Annotated in this window: 17 protein-coding genes; 6 read left to right on the forward strand and 11 right to left on the reverse strand. The window is 63.6% G+C overall.

Features of this window, described 5'->3' with window-relative positions; genetic code table 11:
- Positions 1 to 47 precede the first annotated feature (47 nt).
- Genes coaA through hisB form a run of 8 tightly spaced genes read right to left on the reverse strand, consistent with a single transcriptional unit; the run spans position 48 to position 5,523 of the window.
- On the reverse strand, positions 48 to 1,007 hold the full coding sequence (coaA, locus tag JG747_RS02275; RefSeq protein WP_019862624.1) for a type I pantothenate kinase: 960 nt from the start codon (positions 1,005 to 1,007) through the stop codon (positions 48 to 50).
- Positions 1,008 to 1,031: 24 nt separating this feature from the next.
- A complete protein-coding gene (locus JG747_RS02280) occupies positions 1,032 to 1,355 on the reverse strand; it encodes a phosphoribosyl-ATP diphosphatase (RefSeq protein ID WP_019862623.1) in 324 nt (107 codons plus the stop codon).
- Between the two features lie 35 nt (positions 1,356 to 1,390).
- Entirely contained in the window at positions 1,391 to 2,185 is a 795-nt protein-coding gene (gene hisF, locus JG747_RS02285) for an imidazole glycerol phosphate synthase subunit HisF (RefSeq protein WP_064985396.1), read from the reverse strand.
- Positions 2,182 to 3,018 (reverse strand): arginase family protein, encoded by an 837-nt coding sequence (locus tag JG747_RS02290; protein WP_038651441.1) that lies wholly within the window; start codon positions 3,016 to 3,018, stop codon positions 2,182 to 2,184. Before JG747_RS02290 ends, hisF begins: the two co-directional genes overlap by 4 nt.
- A complete protein-coding gene (hisA, locus tag JG747_RS02295) occupies positions 3,015 to 3,764 on the reverse strand; it encodes a 1-(5-phosphoribosyl)-5-[(5-phosphoribosylamino)methylideneamino]imidazole-4-carboxamide isomerase (RefSeq protein WP_019862618.1) in 750 nt (249 codons plus the stop codon). The genes JG747_RS02290 and hisA overlap by 4 nt, the downstream gene beginning before the upstream one ends.
- Positions 3,765 to 3,791: 27 nt before the next feature.
- A complete protein-coding gene (hisH, locus tag JG747_RS02300; protein WP_038651438.1) occupies positions 3,792 to 4,442 on the reverse strand; it encodes an imidazole glycerol phosphate synthase subunit HisH in 651 nt (216 codons plus the stop codon).
- A 1-nt stretch (position 4,443) separates the two neighbouring features.
- Positions 4,444 to 4,920 (reverse strand): DUF2628 domain-containing protein, encoded by a 477-nt coding sequence (locus JG747_RS02305; protein WP_064985166.1) that lies wholly within the window; start codon positions 4,918 to 4,920, stop codon positions 4,444 to 4,446.
- A gap of 3 nt (positions 4,921 to 4,923) precedes the next feature.
- Positions 4,924 to 5,523, reverse strand: a complete 600-nt coding sequence (gene hisB, locus JG747_RS02310) for an imidazoleglycerol-phosphate dehydratase HisB (RefSeq protein WP_202361068.1) — start codon at positions 5,521 to 5,523, stop codon at positions 4,924 to 4,926.
- 237 nt (positions 5,524 to 5,760) lie between these two features.
- Here hisB and hslV point away from each other — a divergent pair, with 237 nt between their 5' ends.
- From hslV to JG747_RS02335, 5 genes are all read left to right on the forward strand, one after another.
- Positions 5,761 to 6,312, forward strand: a complete 552-nt coding sequence (hslV, locus tag JG747_RS02315; protein WP_019862614.1) for an ATP-dependent protease subunit HslV — start codon at positions 5,761 to 5,763, stop codon at positions 6,310 to 6,312.
- Positions 6,302 to 6,823, forward strand: a complete 522-nt coding sequence (locus JG747_RS02320) for a GNAT family N-acetyltransferase (protein ID WP_019862613.1) — start codon at positions 6,302 to 6,304, stop codon at positions 6,821 to 6,823. Before hslV ends, JG747_RS02320 begins: the two co-directional genes overlap by 11 nt.
- A 4-nt stretch (positions 6,824 to 6,827) precedes the next feature.
- Positions 6,828 to 7,427, forward strand: a complete 600-nt coding sequence (locus tag JG747_RS02325) for a DUF2585 domain-containing protein (RefSeq protein WP_069090759.1) — start codon at positions 6,828 to 6,830, stop codon at positions 7,425 to 7,427.
- A gap of 2 nt (positions 7,428 to 7,429) precedes the next feature.
- Entirely contained in the window at positions 7,430 to 8,740 is a 1,311-nt protein-coding gene (gene hslU, locus JG747_RS02330; protein ID WP_027047638.1) for an ATP-dependent protease ATPase subunit HslU, read from the forward strand.
- Between the two features lie 168 nt (positions 8,741 to 8,908).
- Entirely contained in the window at positions 8,909 to 9,883 is a 975-nt protein-coding gene (locus tag JG747_RS02335; protein ID WP_019862610.1) for a DUF1402 family protein, read from the forward strand.
- A gap of 6 nt (positions 9,884 to 9,889) precedes the next feature.
- Here the strand turns inward: JG747_RS02335 and JG747_RS02340 are convergent, their stop codons facing one another.
- The 3 genes from JG747_RS02340 to JG747_RS02350 are packed head-to-tail and all read right to left on the reverse strand — an operon-like array spanning position 9,890 to position 12,569.
- On the reverse strand, positions 9,890 to 11,119 hold the full coding sequence (locus JG747_RS02340) for an NAD(P)/FAD-dependent oxidoreductase (protein WP_202361069.1): 1,230 nt from the start codon (positions 11,117 to 11,119) through the stop codon (positions 9,890 to 9,892).
- 5 nt (positions 11,120 to 11,124) lie between these two features.
- The gene (locus tag JG747_RS02345; protein WP_019862608.1) at positions 11,125 to 11,439 is read right to left on the reverse strand and encodes a MocE family 2Fe-2S type ferredoxin; all 315 of its coding nucleotides are present in this window, start codon (positions 11,437 to 11,439) and stop codon (positions 11,125 to 11,127) included.
- A gap of 38 nt (positions 11,440 to 11,477) precedes the next feature.
- Positions 11,478 to 12,569, reverse strand: a complete 1,092-nt coding sequence (locus tag JG747_RS02350) for a fatty acid desaturase family protein (protein WP_202361070.1) — start codon at positions 12,567 to 12,569, stop codon at positions 11,478 to 11,480.
- A 166-nt stretch (positions 12,570 to 12,735) separates the two neighbouring features.
- Here JG747_RS02350 and JG747_RS02355 point away from each other — a divergent pair, with 166 nt between their 5' ends.
- Positions 12,736 to 13,767, forward strand: coding sequence for a LacI family DNA-binding transcriptional regulator (locus JG747_RS02355; RefSeq protein ID WP_202361071.1), 1,032 nt, complete (start codon positions 12,736 to 12,738; stop codon positions 13,765 to 13,767).
- Positions 13,768 to 14,022: the final 255 nt, after the last annotated feature.

A 14,022-nucleotide genomic window follows, 5' to 3' on the forward strand; every position in this document is an offset into this window, starting at 1 on the left:
GAGTTAGAGCATTTCGCCGTTTCCATGAAACGGTGAAACACTCGGGTCTAAAGTTTGCGCAGCGCCACTTCCTCGACCAGATGGTCGGCGCCCTTGCGCAGGATGAGGTCGGCGCGGGCGCGTGTCGGCAGGATGTTCTCGCGCAAATTCTTCAGATTGATGTTGGACCACAGGCCTTCGGCGATGGCGCGCGCCGCTTCCTCCGAAAGCTGCGAGTAGCGGTGGAAGAACGAGTCCGGATTGCGGAAGGCGGTCTCGCGCAGCCGCATGAAGCGCGCGATGTACCATTCGTGGATCAGCTTCTCGTCGGCATCGATATAGATGGCGAAGTCGAAAAAGTCGGACAGGAAGGGCACGATCTTGCCGTCCTGCGGCAACTTGCCCGGCTGCAGGACATTGATGCCTTCGAAGATCAGGATGTCGGGCCGGTCGATGGTGACGAACTCGCCGGGAATGACGTCGTAGGTGAGGTGCGAATAGACCGGCGCGCGGATATCGGGCAGCCCCGACTTGATGCCCGAGAGGAAACGTAGCAGCGCGCCGACATCGTAACTGTCGGGAAAGCCCTTGCGTTCCATCAGGTTCTCGCGGCGCAACACCTCATTGGGCAGCAGGAAACCGTCGGTGGTGATGAGATCGACCTTGGGGCTCGACGGCCAGCGCGCCAGAAGCTCCTTCAGCACGCGTGCGGTGGTCGATTTGCCGACGGCGACGGAGCCGGCGATGCCGATGATGAACGGCGTCTTGACGATATCGACGGCGTTGAAGAAAGCCTGGCGCTGCCGGAACAAGAGCTGGCTCGCCTCGACATGGGCGGACAAAAGCCGCGACAGCGACAGATAGATGCGCTTGACCTCCTCGAGGTCGACCGGATCGTTGAGCGAACGCAGGCGGCGGAACTCGTCCTCGCTCAGCGTCAGTGGTGTGTCGGCGCGGAATTGCGACCATTGCTCGGCCGAGAAGAAACGAAAGGGGGAATATTTCTCGGTTGGCGCGAGCTGATCCATCGAGATACCTGCCCTCCCTCGCGGTCAGCCCTGGGGCCGTGACGCCTTCTCGGCGATGCCCGAACGCCCGGTGCGGCTTTCGAGCTCCTTGAGCACGTCGCTCAGCGGAACACCCGAGAGGCCGAGAACGACGAGCCAATGATATATAAGATCGGCACTTTCGGAAACGAGGCCCTGTCTGTCGCCCTTGACGGCGGCAATCACCGTCTCGACCGCCTCCTCGCCGAGTTTCTGGGCCGCCTTGTCGATGCCGCGCGCGAACAGTTTCGCCGTCCAGGAGTCCGGGTCGCCGGAATGGGCGCGGTCCCTGATGATTGTCTCCAGATCGGAGAACGAAAATTCAGCCATGGCGCCTGGGGCCCTTTTCTTAGCCGGAACAGCCTCTAGGGCCGATCACCCGAGGAGTCCAGCCGCATCGGCAGGCCCGCGGCGGCCATATGCGCCTTGGCCTGGGCGATTGTATAGGTGCCGAAATGGAAGATGGACGCCGCAAGCACCGCGCCGGCATGGCCGTCGCGAATGCCTTCGACCAGGTGATCCAGCGTGCCGACGCCGCCCGAAGCGATGACCGGCGCGCGCACCGCATCAGCGATCGCACGCGTCAGCGCGATGTCGTAGCCGGCCTTGGTGCCGTCGCGGTCCATCGAGGTCAGCAGGATCTCGCCGGCGCCGCGATCGACCATTTGACGCGCGAATTCGACCGCGTCGATGCCGGTCTTCTCGCGCCCGCCATGGGTGAAGATCTCCCAGCGGTCGGCCTCGCCGGCGCCGGAGACCTTCTTGGCGTCGATGGCGACGACGATGCACTGGTTACCGAACTTGTCGGCGGCTTCGGCGACGAAATCCGGGTTCTTCACCGCCGCCGTGTTGATCGACACCTTGTCGGCGCCGGCCAGAAGCAGCTTCCTGATATCGGCGACCTGGCGCACGCCGCCGCCGACGGTCAGCGGCATGAAGCACTGTTCGGCGGTGCGGGCGATGACATCGAAAATGGTTTCACGGTTGTCGGACGAGGCGGTAATGTCGAGAAAGCAGAGCTCGTCGGCACCAGCGGCGTCATAAGCCTTGGCCGCCTCGACCGGGTCGCCGGCGTCGATGAGGTCGACGAAGTTGACGCCCTTGACGACACGGCCGTCCTTGACGTCGAGGCACGGGATGACACGGGCTTTCAGCATCAGCGGCCCTCTATCGTGGCGATGAGATCGTTTAGCAGCTCGCCGACCAGCGGCGGGACGTCGCCCTGCGCGTCGAAGGCCGGATCGTAGGCGGAAACGGTGATGCCGACGACCGGCACCGCCAGCGCGATGGCGCAGGCCGCGTCGCGCAACTGTTCCGGGCTGGGCCCGCCTGACGTGACGTATCGATTGGCCTGCAGTTCCTTGGGGTCGTGCACGTCGAGATCGAGATGCATGTGCACGCTTTTGGCGCCTGCGGCCTTTAGCTTCGCAGTTGCTGGTCCAATGCCTGGACATTCGGTGCGGATGACCGGCAAGGTCTTGAGCAGTTCTTCCTCGGCCGGATCGAGATCGCGGGCGTTGACAAGCACACAGCGTGACGGATCGATCGGCTTGAAACCTGGAATGGCCGCTGCCATCGGACGCCAGCACAGGCCAAGCACGGTCGCCAGCGCCATGCCGTCGAGAAAGCCGTATACCGAGGTCTCGGGCGTGTTGAGATCGCCATGCTGGTCGGCCCAGATGATCGCATCGGCACCCTCGCCGGCGACCGCGCCGGCCGATGTCAGGCAGTTTCCGGCCAGCACGATGGGGAACCGCCCCCTGTCGATGGCAATGCGGACCTCTCCCGAGACGGCATTGCAGACGGCGAAACCGGTGGCGATCTCGCGTTCCTGGTCGTCACCGACCCTGCCGATATCCGCGACCGCGACCTCGTGGCCGGCAATGGTCAGGGCGTCGACCAGACCGCCTGCAATCAGCGCATCCGGGCCCTGTCCCATGCCGCCGTGATAGTGGCCGCTGTCATAGGAGGCGAGGATGATGGTGATCTTCACGATTTCGCCTCCGCCGCCGGCCGGCCCTGCAGGATCGCCAGCGCCTCGGCGGGATCGATGCGGCCGTCATAGAGCGCGCGACCGGAGATGGCACCTTCAAGCTTCTTTGCATCGGGCATCGTCATGCGCACGATGTCGGCGATCGAGGCGAGGCCGCCAGAAGCGATGACCGGGATCGATACGGCCTCGGCGAGGTCGATGGTGGCGTCCCAGTTGATGCCGGTCAGCACGCCGTCGCGATCGATGTCGGTGTAGATGATGGCGGCGACGCCGGCACCCTCGAATTTCCTCGCCAGTTCAATGACGCCGAGGCTCGACGCCTCGGCCCAACCCTCGACCGCGACCTTGCCGCCCTTGGCGTCGATGCCGACGGCCACCTTGCCCGGGAAAGCCTTGCAGGCCTGCCTGACAAGGTCGGGATCGCGCACCGCCACCGTGCCGAGGATGACGCGGGCCAGCCCGCGGTCGAGCCAGTCCTCGATCTGCGCAAGCGTGCGGATGCCGCCGCCGAGCTGCACCGGGTTCCTCGTCGCCTTGAGGATGGCGCCGACCGCCGCGCTGTTGACACTCTGGCCCTTGAAGGCGCCGTTGAGGTCGACGACGTGCAGCCATTCGAAGCCCTGGTCCTCAAAGGCTTTTGCCTGCGCGGCCGGATCATCATTGTAGATGGTCGCGGTCGCCATGTCGCCGTGCTTCAGGCGCACGCACTGGCCGTCCTTGAGGTCAATGGCGGGAAACAGGATCACGATTCAGGCGCCCTTCTTGCTCATGCACTAGGGCCTCCAGCGCAGGAAATTGGTGATCAGCGCCAGCCCCAGCGCCTGGCTCTTTTCGGGATGGAACTGCGTGCCGACGAGATTGTCGCGGGCGACGGCCGCCGTCACCGGACCACCATAGTCGGCGACGGCCAGAACCTCGGCCGGCTTTTTCGCGTCGAGATGGTAGGAATGGACGAAATAGGCGTGCAGCCCCTCCGGTCCGGTCGGAATGCCGACAAACAGCGGGTGTTGGCGTCTGAGCTCGATCGTGTTCCAGCCGATCTGCGGGATTTTCAGAGCCGGATCGGCGGGCGTGATCTCCTTGACGTCGCCCGAGATCCAGCCAAAGCCATGGGTGACGGTCTTTTCCAGGCCGCGCTCAGACATCAGCTGCATGCCGACGCAGATGCCGAGGAAGGGCCGGCCCTTGGCGATGGCGACGTCTTCGACCGCGTCCCACATGCCGTCGACCGCGCGCAGACCGGCCGCGCAGTCGGCATAGGCGCCGACGCCGGGCAGGACGATGCGGTCGGCGCTGCGCACCCGGTCGGCATCGGCCGTCAGGTCGATTTCGGCCGATATGCCGGCTTCGCGCGCGGCGCGCTCGAAAGCCTTGGTGGCCGAGCGCAGATTGCCCGAGCCGTAGTCGATGATTGCTACCCGCATGTCAGGGCCGTCCCGGTATGTGGGTCAGGCCCAGCGCCATGCCCGGCTGCGCCGGACGCGCCTGGGCGGCATCCGGAACGATGCGCGGCGGCGGCGCGGCTTCCTCCGCATGCCCCTCGATCTCCAGCGCATAGCGTATGTCGGCATCGTCGAGCCGGCCGGCCTGAACCGCGCCCCATTCATGCCAGCCGCGCCGGCGCAGGGCCGCTATGCGCAACCCCTGGCCTTCCAGGCCGATATAGAACGAAACCAGCGTCGACAGCAGCGAACTTGCCAATCCAAGGCCAAGGTTTTGCCCAGCCATCGAAAGCGCGCCCATGACGACGAAGGCAAGTCCGGCTTCGATCCACAGCCGGTGCCAGGCGAGCCAAAGCGGCGGCACCAGCAGGCCGAGCCAGGTGAAGCCGTCGCGGATAAAGGCCGTTGCGTCGACCTTCTCGCTGCGGCCGGGCGGTTCCATCACGACATAGGTGGCCATGGCCTATCCCTTCAACGATCCCTTGGTGGAGGGAACCGCGTCCGGCTGGCGCGGGTCGGGCTCGAGTGCGGCACGCAGCGCGCGCGCCACCGCCTTGAAACAGGTCTCGGCGATGTGGTGGTTGTTGGCGCCATAATGGTTGGTGACATGCAGCGTGATGCCGGCATTTTGCGCCAGCGCCTGGAAGAATTCACGCACCAGCTCGGTGTCGAAGGTGCCGATCTTGGGCGACGAGAAAGACACGTTCCAGACCAGGAACGGCCGGCCCGACACGTCGATCGCCGCGCGCGTCAGCGTCTCGTCCATGGCAAGGTCGATCGAGGCATAGCGCATGATGCCGCGCCGTTCGCCCAGCGCGTTGGTCAGCGCCTGGCCGAGCGCGATGCCGGTGTCCTCGACCGTGTGGTGGTCGTCTATGTGCAGGTCTCCCTTGGCCCTCACCGTCATGTCGATCAGCGAATGGCGCGACAGCTGGTCGAGCATATGGTCGAAGAAGCCGACGCCCGTGGCGATATCGGATTTGCCTGAGCCGTCGACATGGACCGACACCGAGATGTCGGTTTCCTTGGTCTTGCGGCTGGCTTCGGCGGAACGGGGCGCCATGACCTTGTCCTTGTCTCAGGGTTTCAAAGCTCCGCAGACGAGCTTCGAACATTCACCGGCTTGAAAACGAAAGCCTTCTATCAGCATGATCCGGCGATTGCCAGTTGCCTCGGACAGAGGTATCGGCCTTGCCGGAGTGGCGATTTGCAATCATGGGTCCCGTGCATACATATGGCCGATAAAATCACTCGTACCGCGCCAATCGCCTTTTGGGATCGCGCGAATCGGAGCCAATAAATGTCTGATAATCTGACCATGCACGCCACGACCATCGTGACGGTGCGCAAGGGCAACAAGGTGGTGATCGCCGGCGACGGCCAGGTCAGCCTTGGCCAGACCATCATGAAGGGCAATGCCCGCAAGGTCCGCCGCATCGGCAAGGGCGGCAATGTGATCGCCGGTTTCGCCGGCGCCACCGCGGACGCCTTCACACTGCTGGAACGGCTGGAAGCCAAGCTCGAACAATATCCCGACCAGCTGACGCGCGCCTGCGTCGAGCTCGCCAAGGACTGGCGCACCGATCGCTATCTGCGCCGGCTGGAGGCGATGATGCTGGTGGCCGACAAGTCGGTCTCGCTGGCGCTGACCGGCACCGGCGACGTGCTCGAACCCGAACATGGCGTCATGGCCATCGGTTCAGGCGGCAACTATGCGCTGGCCGCGGCGCGGGCGCTGATGGACACCGACAAGGATGCCGAGGAGATCGCCCGCAAGGCGATGCAGATCGCCTCCGACATCTGCGTCTACACCAACAACAATTTCGTCGTCGAAACGCTCGATGCCGCCTGAGAAGGGTGTGCTCTACGATTTTCGGCCGGTTACCGAAAAGGACCTGCCGATGATCGCCGGCTGGCTCGCCGAGCCGCATGTTGCCCAGTGGTGGAACGATCCGGAGACGGAGATCGCCGAGATTCGCGATCATATCGACTCGATTTCGGTCGAGCCGCTGATCGTGGAACTCGACGGCAAGCCGATCGCCTATCTGCAGAGCTACGACCCGCATCTGGAAGACGACCATCCCTATGCCGACCAGCCGTTCGGCACGCTCGGCATCGATTTGTCGATCGGGCCGCCGGAGCTGGTCGGCATCGGCCATGGCTCGGCGATCGTACGCCAGTTCGTCGAAGATCTGTTCGAGGAAGGTGTGCCCCGCGTCATCATTGATCCCAACCCCGCCAACATCCGGGCCATCCGCGCCTATGAAAAAGCCGGATTCCGGGCCATAGACCGCAGGCAATCGGTCTATGGCGACGTCGTGCTGATGGCGATCGATGCCGACGATGAACAAATGGGGGAATAACCAGATGAGCAAGCCGGCCGCGGATGATGGCTATTCGGCCTATGAAGACAGCTGGCGCATGGGTCTTCTGCTCGTCCTTGGCCTGCTCATCTTCCAGGCCGGGGCTCTCTATGGCATGGGCCGGACGCCGATCTGCACCTGCGGCTACGTGAAACTCTGGCATGGCGTGGTGAACAGTTCGGAGAATTCCCAGCACATTTCCGACTGGTACACCTTCTCGCACATCATCCACGGCTTCCTGTTCTATGCCTTGGCGAGGTTCCTGTTTCCGCGTTCGCCGATCGGCTTGCGGTTGGCCTTCGCCGTCCTCATCGAGGGCGGCTGGGAATTGCTGGAGAACAGCCCGTTCATCATCGACCGCTACCGCGCCGGCACCATCTCGCTCGATTATTACGGCGACAGCATCATCAATTCGGTGTCCGACACACTGGCCATGGTGCTGGGATTTGTGATGGCGCGAAGGCTACCTATATGGGTGATCGTCAGCCTCGCCATCCTCTTCGAACTCGGTACCGGCTATCTCATCCGGGACAATCTGACACTCAACGTGATCATGCTGCTGCATCCGTTCGAGGCCATCAAGCAGTGGCAAAGTGGAATTTAGCTATGACGACATTTTCTCCCCGCGAAATCGTTTCGGAACTCGACCGCTTCATCATCGGCCAGAAGGACGCCAAACGCGCCGTAGCCATCGCCTTGCGCAACCGCTGGCGCCGCCAGCAGCTGGAAGGCCAGATGCGCGAAGAGGTGATGCCGAAGAACATCCTGATGATCGGCCCGACCGGCGTCGGCAAGACCGAAATCTCGCGCCGCCTGGCGCGGCTGGCCGGCGCGCCTTTCGTCAAGGTCGAGGCCACCAAATTCACCGAGGTCGGCTATGTCGGCCGTGACGTCGAGCAGATCATCCGCGATCTCGTCGAGATCGCCATCGGGCTCGTCCGCGAAAAGATGCGCGAGGACGTCAAGGCGCGCGCCCACATCAATGCCGAGGAACGTGTCCTGGAAGCGCTGGTCGGCAAGACCGCCAGCCCGGCGACGCGCGACTCTTTCCGCAAGAAGCTGCGCGACGGCGAGCTCGACGACAAGGAAATCGAGATCGAAGTGGCCGACACCGGCAATGGCGGCATGCCGGGCTTCGAGATCCCCGGAATGCCGGGCGCCAATATCGGCGTGCTCAACATCAACGACATGCTGTCGAAGGCGATGGGCGGTAAGAAGACCAAGCTGCGCAAGACGACGGTGAAGGAGTCCTACGATCTGCTGGTCAGCGACGAGTCCGACAAGCTGCTCGACCAGGACGAGGTCGTGCGCCGGGCGCTCGATGCCGCGGAAAATGACGGCATCGTCTTCCTCGACGAGATCGACAAGATCGCCGCCAGATCCGACATTTCCGGCGGCCCTTCGCGCGAAGGCGTGCAGCGCGACCTGCTGCCGCTGGTCGAAGGCACCACGGTGGCGACCAAATACGGGCCGTTGAAGACGGATCACATCCTGTTCATCGCCTCGGGCGCGTTCCACGTGTCGAAGCCGTCCGACCTGTTGCCCGAATTGCAGGGCCGCCTGCCGATTCGCGTCGAACTGCGGGCCTTGGAGAAGCAAGATTTCGTCCGCATCCTGACCGAGACGGAAGCGAGCCTGATCAAGCAATATATCGCGCTGATGAAGACCGAGGGTGTCGACCTGACCTTCACCGACGACGCCATCGATTCGCTGGCCGGCATTGCCGTCGACCTCAATGACAGCGTCGAGAATATCGGCGCCAGGCGGCTGCAGACGGTGATGGAGCGGGTGCTGGACGAAATCTCCTACGACGCGCCCGACCGCAACGGCACATCGGTCACCATCGACGCCGCCTATGTGGAAAAGCATGTGGGCGACCTGTCGCGAAACACAGATTTGTCGCGATTCATCCTTTAAAGCACGGCGCCGGCTGGTCCGGCGCCGGTTCAGGCAACCCGGCAGAACAATCATGTGTGGCCAGATGGTACCATCTGGCCACCTTTCGTCTTGCCGGGTGAAGGGGCGCTCTCGACTCGAACGGGAGCACTACCCTAGTTTGCCCGCAAGATTGCAGGCGGCGGACGCATGAAAAAACTCATCCCAATCATTCTCAGGCCAGTCATTCTCGGCTTGACGCTGGCGGCGACGCTGTTCGCGGCTGAGGCGGCGACATTGGTGCCGGCGGGAAACCGCAATGCCGAGCAGCCCGATATCCCCGGCGCGTCGAGCCGGCGCACGCAGGCGACCAACACCACCTTCCAGGCGAAATACCGCAAGGTCTATGCCTTGCTGCAGAACGACCCCGACCTGCGCGGCAAGATCAAGAAGGCCGCTGCCGCCTATGGCATCGATCCGATGCATATCGTCGGCGCCATCGTCGGCGAGCACACCTACAATGTCGACGCCTATGACCGGCTGCAGACCTATTACGTCAAGGCGATCTCCTACCTCTCCAGCAAGCTCTCCTTCGCCTATGATGGCGAGGACATCACCGATTTCGTGCAGCGGCCGGAATTCAAGAAATGCGCCGGGATGTCGGACAGCTACGACCTCTGGGAATGTCGTGAACAGGTCTGGAACCATACGTTTCGCGGCAAGAACGTCGGCGGCGAGGACTTTCCCGATGACCGCTTCGGCGCCACCTTCTTCCAGCCCTATTATGCCGGCCAGACTTTTGGGCTCGGTCAGCTCAACCCGCTGACCGCGCTGCAGATGAGCGATCTCGTGCACAAGGTGTCGGGCCTGCCGAAGCTCGATGTCGGTGACCCCAATTCGGTCTACAAGACCATCATGGATCCCGATCTGACACTGCCTTATGTCGCCGCGACGATCAGGAAATCGATCGATGCCTACAAGAGCATTGCCGGCTTCGACATTTCGGGCAATCCTGGGCTGACCGCGACTCTCTACAATGTCGGCAATCCGGAGCAGCGCGCCGATGCGCTGAAGGCGGAGAACGACAGGCGTCGCGCCGCAGGCGAGCCGGAAAAACTGCCGGAGGAGAATTATTACGGCTGGCTGGTCAACGACAAGCTGCCGGAGCTGAAGGCGCTTTTTTAGACCGGTTCACGCCGCCAGCAACGACTTCAGCTTGACGGCCTGCGATCCCAGCGCCTCCGGTGCCGGCTTGGCCCGCTTGCCGATCAGCATTTCGGCCAGCCGGATGTCGCGGGCGACCGCATTGCCGGGGCCGATGCCGCTGGCCGCCACCAGCCTGCCGTCTTCGGCGAGATGGAAAAGTATGAAAGCGCCGTCACCGAGATCGCGGCGCACCGTGTTTCGGCCTTCGTCCGAAAGTCCGGCTATCTGCAGTGACAGGCCATACTGATCCGACCAGAACCACGGCACCGCCGCATGCGCCTCGCCGGCACCGAGCATGTTCTTTGCCGCCAGTGCGCCTTGTTCCTGGGCGTTGCGCCAGGCCTCCAGCCGCACGCGGCGGCCGCCATAGACGGCAAGCGGGAACGAACAGCAGTCGCCGGCGGCAAAGATGTCGGGATCGCTGCTGCGCAGCTCGGCATCGACAGCGATGCCATTGTCTATCGTCAGGCCGGCCTCGGCCGCGAGCCCGGTCACCGGCACGGCGCCGATGCCGATAATGGCGAGGTCGGCTGATATCTCGCGCCCGCCGGCGAGTGTCAGGTACACTTGCCTGCCGTCGTCGGCGATGGAGGCAATACCTTGACCACACACGATGTCGACGCCTTCGGCGACATGGGCCTGATGGATGATTTCGGCGATCTCGGCCGGCACGCCGCGCATCAGGATGCGCGGCTGCGCCTCGATGACCGTGACCGCAGCACAGAGCTTGCGGGCCGCGGCGGCGAGTTCGAGGCCGATGAAGCCACCGCCGATGACGGCAATGCGGTTGCCGGCGCCGAGATGGCCGCGAATGGCCAGCGCATCGGCGAAGGTCCTGAGATACACGCAGCGCGCGCCAAGGCCCGGCATCGGCAGCTTGCGTGGGGTCGAGCCGGTGGCCAGCAGGAGCTTGTCGTAAGGCAGGACCGAACCATCCGACAGGCGCACCCTATGTGCGGCGCGATCGATCGCCACGGCCTGGACGGAATGGATATGGCGGATCGACCTCTCGACCAGCACCGCGTCGCTGGCGATCGCCTTGATTTCCGGCGCGTCGCTAGCCATCGCCTCCTTGGAGAGCGGCGGCCGTTCGTAGGGAAGATGCGGCTCGTCGCCGACCAGCGTCACCGGCCCATCATAGCCGAGATCGCGCAGCGCAAGTGCTGCCCGCCCGCCGCATTCGCCGGCGCCGATGATGACCATGCCCCGCGCCATCTCCGTCACCCGATCTGAACGAGGACTTTGCCGGCGTCGACCTTGACCGGATAGGTTTTCAGATTGACGCAGACCGGGGCGCCACGGGCCGCGCCCGTCTTGTAGTTGAAGCGGCCATTGTGCTTGGGGCATTCAATGATGTCGTCCATCACCAGACCGTCGGCGAGATGCACCTTTTCATGCGTACAAAGCCCATCGGTGGCGAAATAGTCATCGTCGGGACTGCGATAGATGGCGAAGGTGCGGCCGCCATGATCGAAGCGCATCACGTCCTCTTCATCGATGTCACCGGCGGCACACGCCTCGACCCAGTCGCTCATTCAGTCCTCCCCTGGAAGATCGGATAGCCAGCGCGCGATCATTCCGCAGCGGCGGCGACGACATCGTTGTGGAATTCCTCGCGGTATGGCCTGGCGGTCGGCGGCAGTTCGCGCTTGAGGAAATAATCCTCGTTGCGCAGCTGACGCAGGAAGACCGGGACCATCTCGCGATAGCCGGCCAGGATCGACGGCGTCGGCGCCGGCAGATCATGCTTGATCAGTTCATGCAGCCTAGGCAGCGCATGGTAGGGCACCATCGGGAACATGTGATGCTCCACATGGTAGTTCATGTTCCAGTAGATGAAGCGGCTGATCGGGTTCATGTAGACGGTGCGGCTGTTCAGCCGATGGTCGATGACATTGTCGGCGAGGCCGCCATGCTGCAGCAGGCCGACCATGACGTGATGCCAGGCGCCATAGAGCCTGGGCAGGCCGACCAGCATCAAGGACAGGAACGAGCCGGAATAGATCGCCAGCGCGATGGTTGCGGCATAGATCGCCGTCCAGATGCGGGCAATGCGGATCGCCTTGCCCTGCTCCTGCTCGGGAACGAAGGTCTTTTCGGCGGCGCTGATGTTGCCGGCGGCGTTGCGCAGCATGTCCGACATCGCATGCCAGGCGTCCAGCACGCCGACAAAGCCGAGCAGCGCGCGCACCAGGTCCGGCGGCCGCATGACCGAGATTTCCGGGTCACGGCCGACGATGATGGTGTCGGTGTGATGGCGCGTGTGGCTCCAGCGCCAGGTCACCGGATTGCGCATGATCATGAAGCAGGCGATCTGATAGACCGCATCGTTCATCCACTGCGTCCGGAACGCCGTACCGTGCCCGCATTCATGCCAGCGTGAATCCGTCGATGAGCCATAGAGGACGCCGTAGACGAAGAAGAACGGCACGCACCACCAGCTGCCCCAGAACAAGGCGCCACCGGCGCCGCTGGCGATGAGCGCGGCCAGCCAGATCGCGGTGTCGCGGATCGCCGGCCCGTCGGAGCGCTGCATCAGCTCCTTCATCTGCTTGCGGGACACGTCGGTGTGATACCACTCGGCCGCCGACAGGCCGGTTTCCACGGCAAGTTTGGCGTCGCGGCCGATCAGGCTGTAGTCCCGCCGGGACGGCGCAGTGATCATGATTGCCTCCTCGGCAGGCACTCGCCCAGGCGAATGCCGGTTGCCCATATGGCTTCTAGCGTGAAAGTACCGCTTGCCCATGATAGACTCAATATCACAAAGATAGTTTCTATCATTTCCTATCAGAATGATGTATCGTGCCCGGCAACGGAACCGAGGGGCGACCATGGCGAAACGGCCGACCATATCCGATCTGGCACGCATCTCCGGCGTAAGCGTTGCCACGGTGGACCGCGTGCTCAACAATCGCCTGCCGGTGCGCGAGGAGACCGCGCGGCGCGTCTATGAGACCGCGACCGAGATCGGCTATCACGCGGCCGGCCTGATCAAGCAACGGATGCGCCATGAACTGCCGGAGTACCGGCTCGGCTTCCTGCTTTTGCGAGGCAACGATGTCTTCTACGGCGATTTCGCGGCGGAGCTCGAACTGGCGGTGTCGCAATCGCAGCGGTTCCGTGGCGCCGCAACCATCGACTTCGCCAGTTCCCTGGTCCCCGACGAGATCGCCGCCCAGATGCGCAAGCTGGCGGCAAAATCGAGGGCCATCGCCGTTGTCGGCCCGGACCATCCGACCCTGACGGCGGCGGTCGAGGCGTTGAAGGCGAGAGGGCAACCGGTCTTCTCGCTGCTGTCCGACTTTGCCGCCGGTATCCGCGAGGGCTATGTCGGCCTCGACAACCGCAAGGTCGGTCGTACCGCGGCCTGGATGATCGCCAGGGCGGCGCGGCAGCCCGGCAAGGTCGCCCTCTTCGTCGGCAGCCATCGTTTCCATGGCCACGAGCTGCGCGAGATCGGCTTCCGCTCTTTCTTTCGCGAGCATGCACCCGACTTCGGCGTGCTGGAAACGCTGGTCAATCTGGAGGCAAACCAGGTGACCCATGATGCGATGATCGATCTTCTGGCGCGCTATCCGGATCTTGCCGGCTGCTACGTCGCGGGCGGCGGCATGGAAGGCGCGGTCTCGGCGCTGCGGGCAGCAAGGCCGGTGCATATGCCGGTGGTCGTCTGCAACGAGATCAACGCCGAGTCGCGCGCGGCACTCGCCGACAACATCCTCACCATGGTGATCTCGACGCCGCTCGCCGCGCTCTGCCGCGAACTGGTCGATCGCATGGTGCATGCCATCGAAACCGGCGCGGCCAACGCGCCTGGCCAGACCTTCCTGCCCTTCGACATCTATCTGCCGGAAAATATCTGACCTTTGCCGGGCGGGAGCAGCCGCCGGAAATGATAGAATCCATCAGGACGATCCGAAAATCCGGCGGCAGGCCGCGGAATCGCCCTTGACGTTCCGCTGGAATGGAATAAATATTTCACCCACTGTACATTTTGGTTCTTTCGTTCCGGAACGTCTGTTTCAAACAGAGGGTTTGGCATTCCAGCTCAAGCAGGGGCCAGCCCAAGTAGGGGATGCCACACGGAGCGAAGCGATATCAGGGAGAGATTCCCCGGG

This window comes from Mesorhizobium sp. 131-3-5 (genome assembly GCF_016756575.1).
Classification (GTDB): Bacteria; Pseudomonadota; Alphaproteobacteria; order Rhizobiales; family Rhizobiaceae; genus Mesorhizobium; species Mesorhizobium jarvisii.

Bases quoted from the DNA above. Each gene is read 5' to 3' on its own strand.
- coaA (WP_019862624.1), bottom strand. From the start codon at position 1,007: ATGGATCAGCTCGCGCCAACCGAGAAATATTCCCCCTTTCGTTTCTTC.
- hisH (WP_038651438.1), bottom strand. From the start codon at position 4,442: ATGCGGGTAGCAATCATCGACTACGGCTCGGGCAATCTGCGCTCGGCC.
- JG747_RS02340 (WP_202361069.1), bottom strand. From the start codon at position 11,119: ATGGCGCGGGGCATGGTCATCATCGGCGCCGGCGAATGCGGCGGGCGG.
- JG747_RS02335 (WP_019862610.1), top strand. From the start codon at position 8,909: ATGAAAAAACTCATCCCAATCATTCTCAGGCCAGTCATTCTCGGCTTG.
- hisB (WP_202361068.1), bottom strand. From the start codon at position 5,523: ATGGCGCCCCGTTCCGCCGAAGCCAGCCGCAAGACCAAGGAAACCGAC.
- JG747_RS02280 (WP_019862623.1), bottom strand. From the start codon at position 1,355: ATGGCTGAATTTTCGTTCTCCGATCTGGAGACAATCATCAGGGACCGC.
- JG747_RS02345 (WP_019862608.1), bottom strand. From the start codon at position 11,439: ATGAGCGACTGGGTCGAGGCGTGTGCCGCCGGTGACATCGATGAAGAG.
- JG747_RS02355 (WP_202361071.1), top strand. From the start codon at position 12,736: ATGGCGAAACGGCCGACCATATCCGATCTGGCACGCATCTCCGGCGTA.
- JG747_RS02305 (WP_064985166.1), bottom strand. From the start codon at position 4,920: ATGGCCACCTATGTCGTGATGGAACCGCCCGGCCGCAGCGAGAAGGTC.
- hslV (WP_019862614.1), top strand. From the start codon at position 5,761: ATGTCTGATAATCTGACCATGCACGCCACGACCATCGTGACGGTGCGC.
- hslU (WP_027047638.1), top strand. From the start codon at position 7,430: ATGACGACATTTTCTCCCCGCGAAATCGTTTCGGAACTCGACCGCTTC.
- JG747_RS02320 (WP_019862613.1), top strand. From the start codon at position 6,302: ATGCCGCCTGAGAAGGGTGTGCTCTACGATTTTCGGCCGGTTACCGAA.
- JG747_RS02325 (WP_069090759.1), top strand. From the start codon at position 6,828: ATGAGCAAGCCGGCCGCGGATGATGGCTATTCGGCCTATGAAGACAGC.
- JG747_RS02350 (WP_202361070.1), bottom strand. From the start codon at position 12,569: ATGATCACTGCGCCGTCCCGGCGGGACTACAGCCTGATCGGCCGCGAC.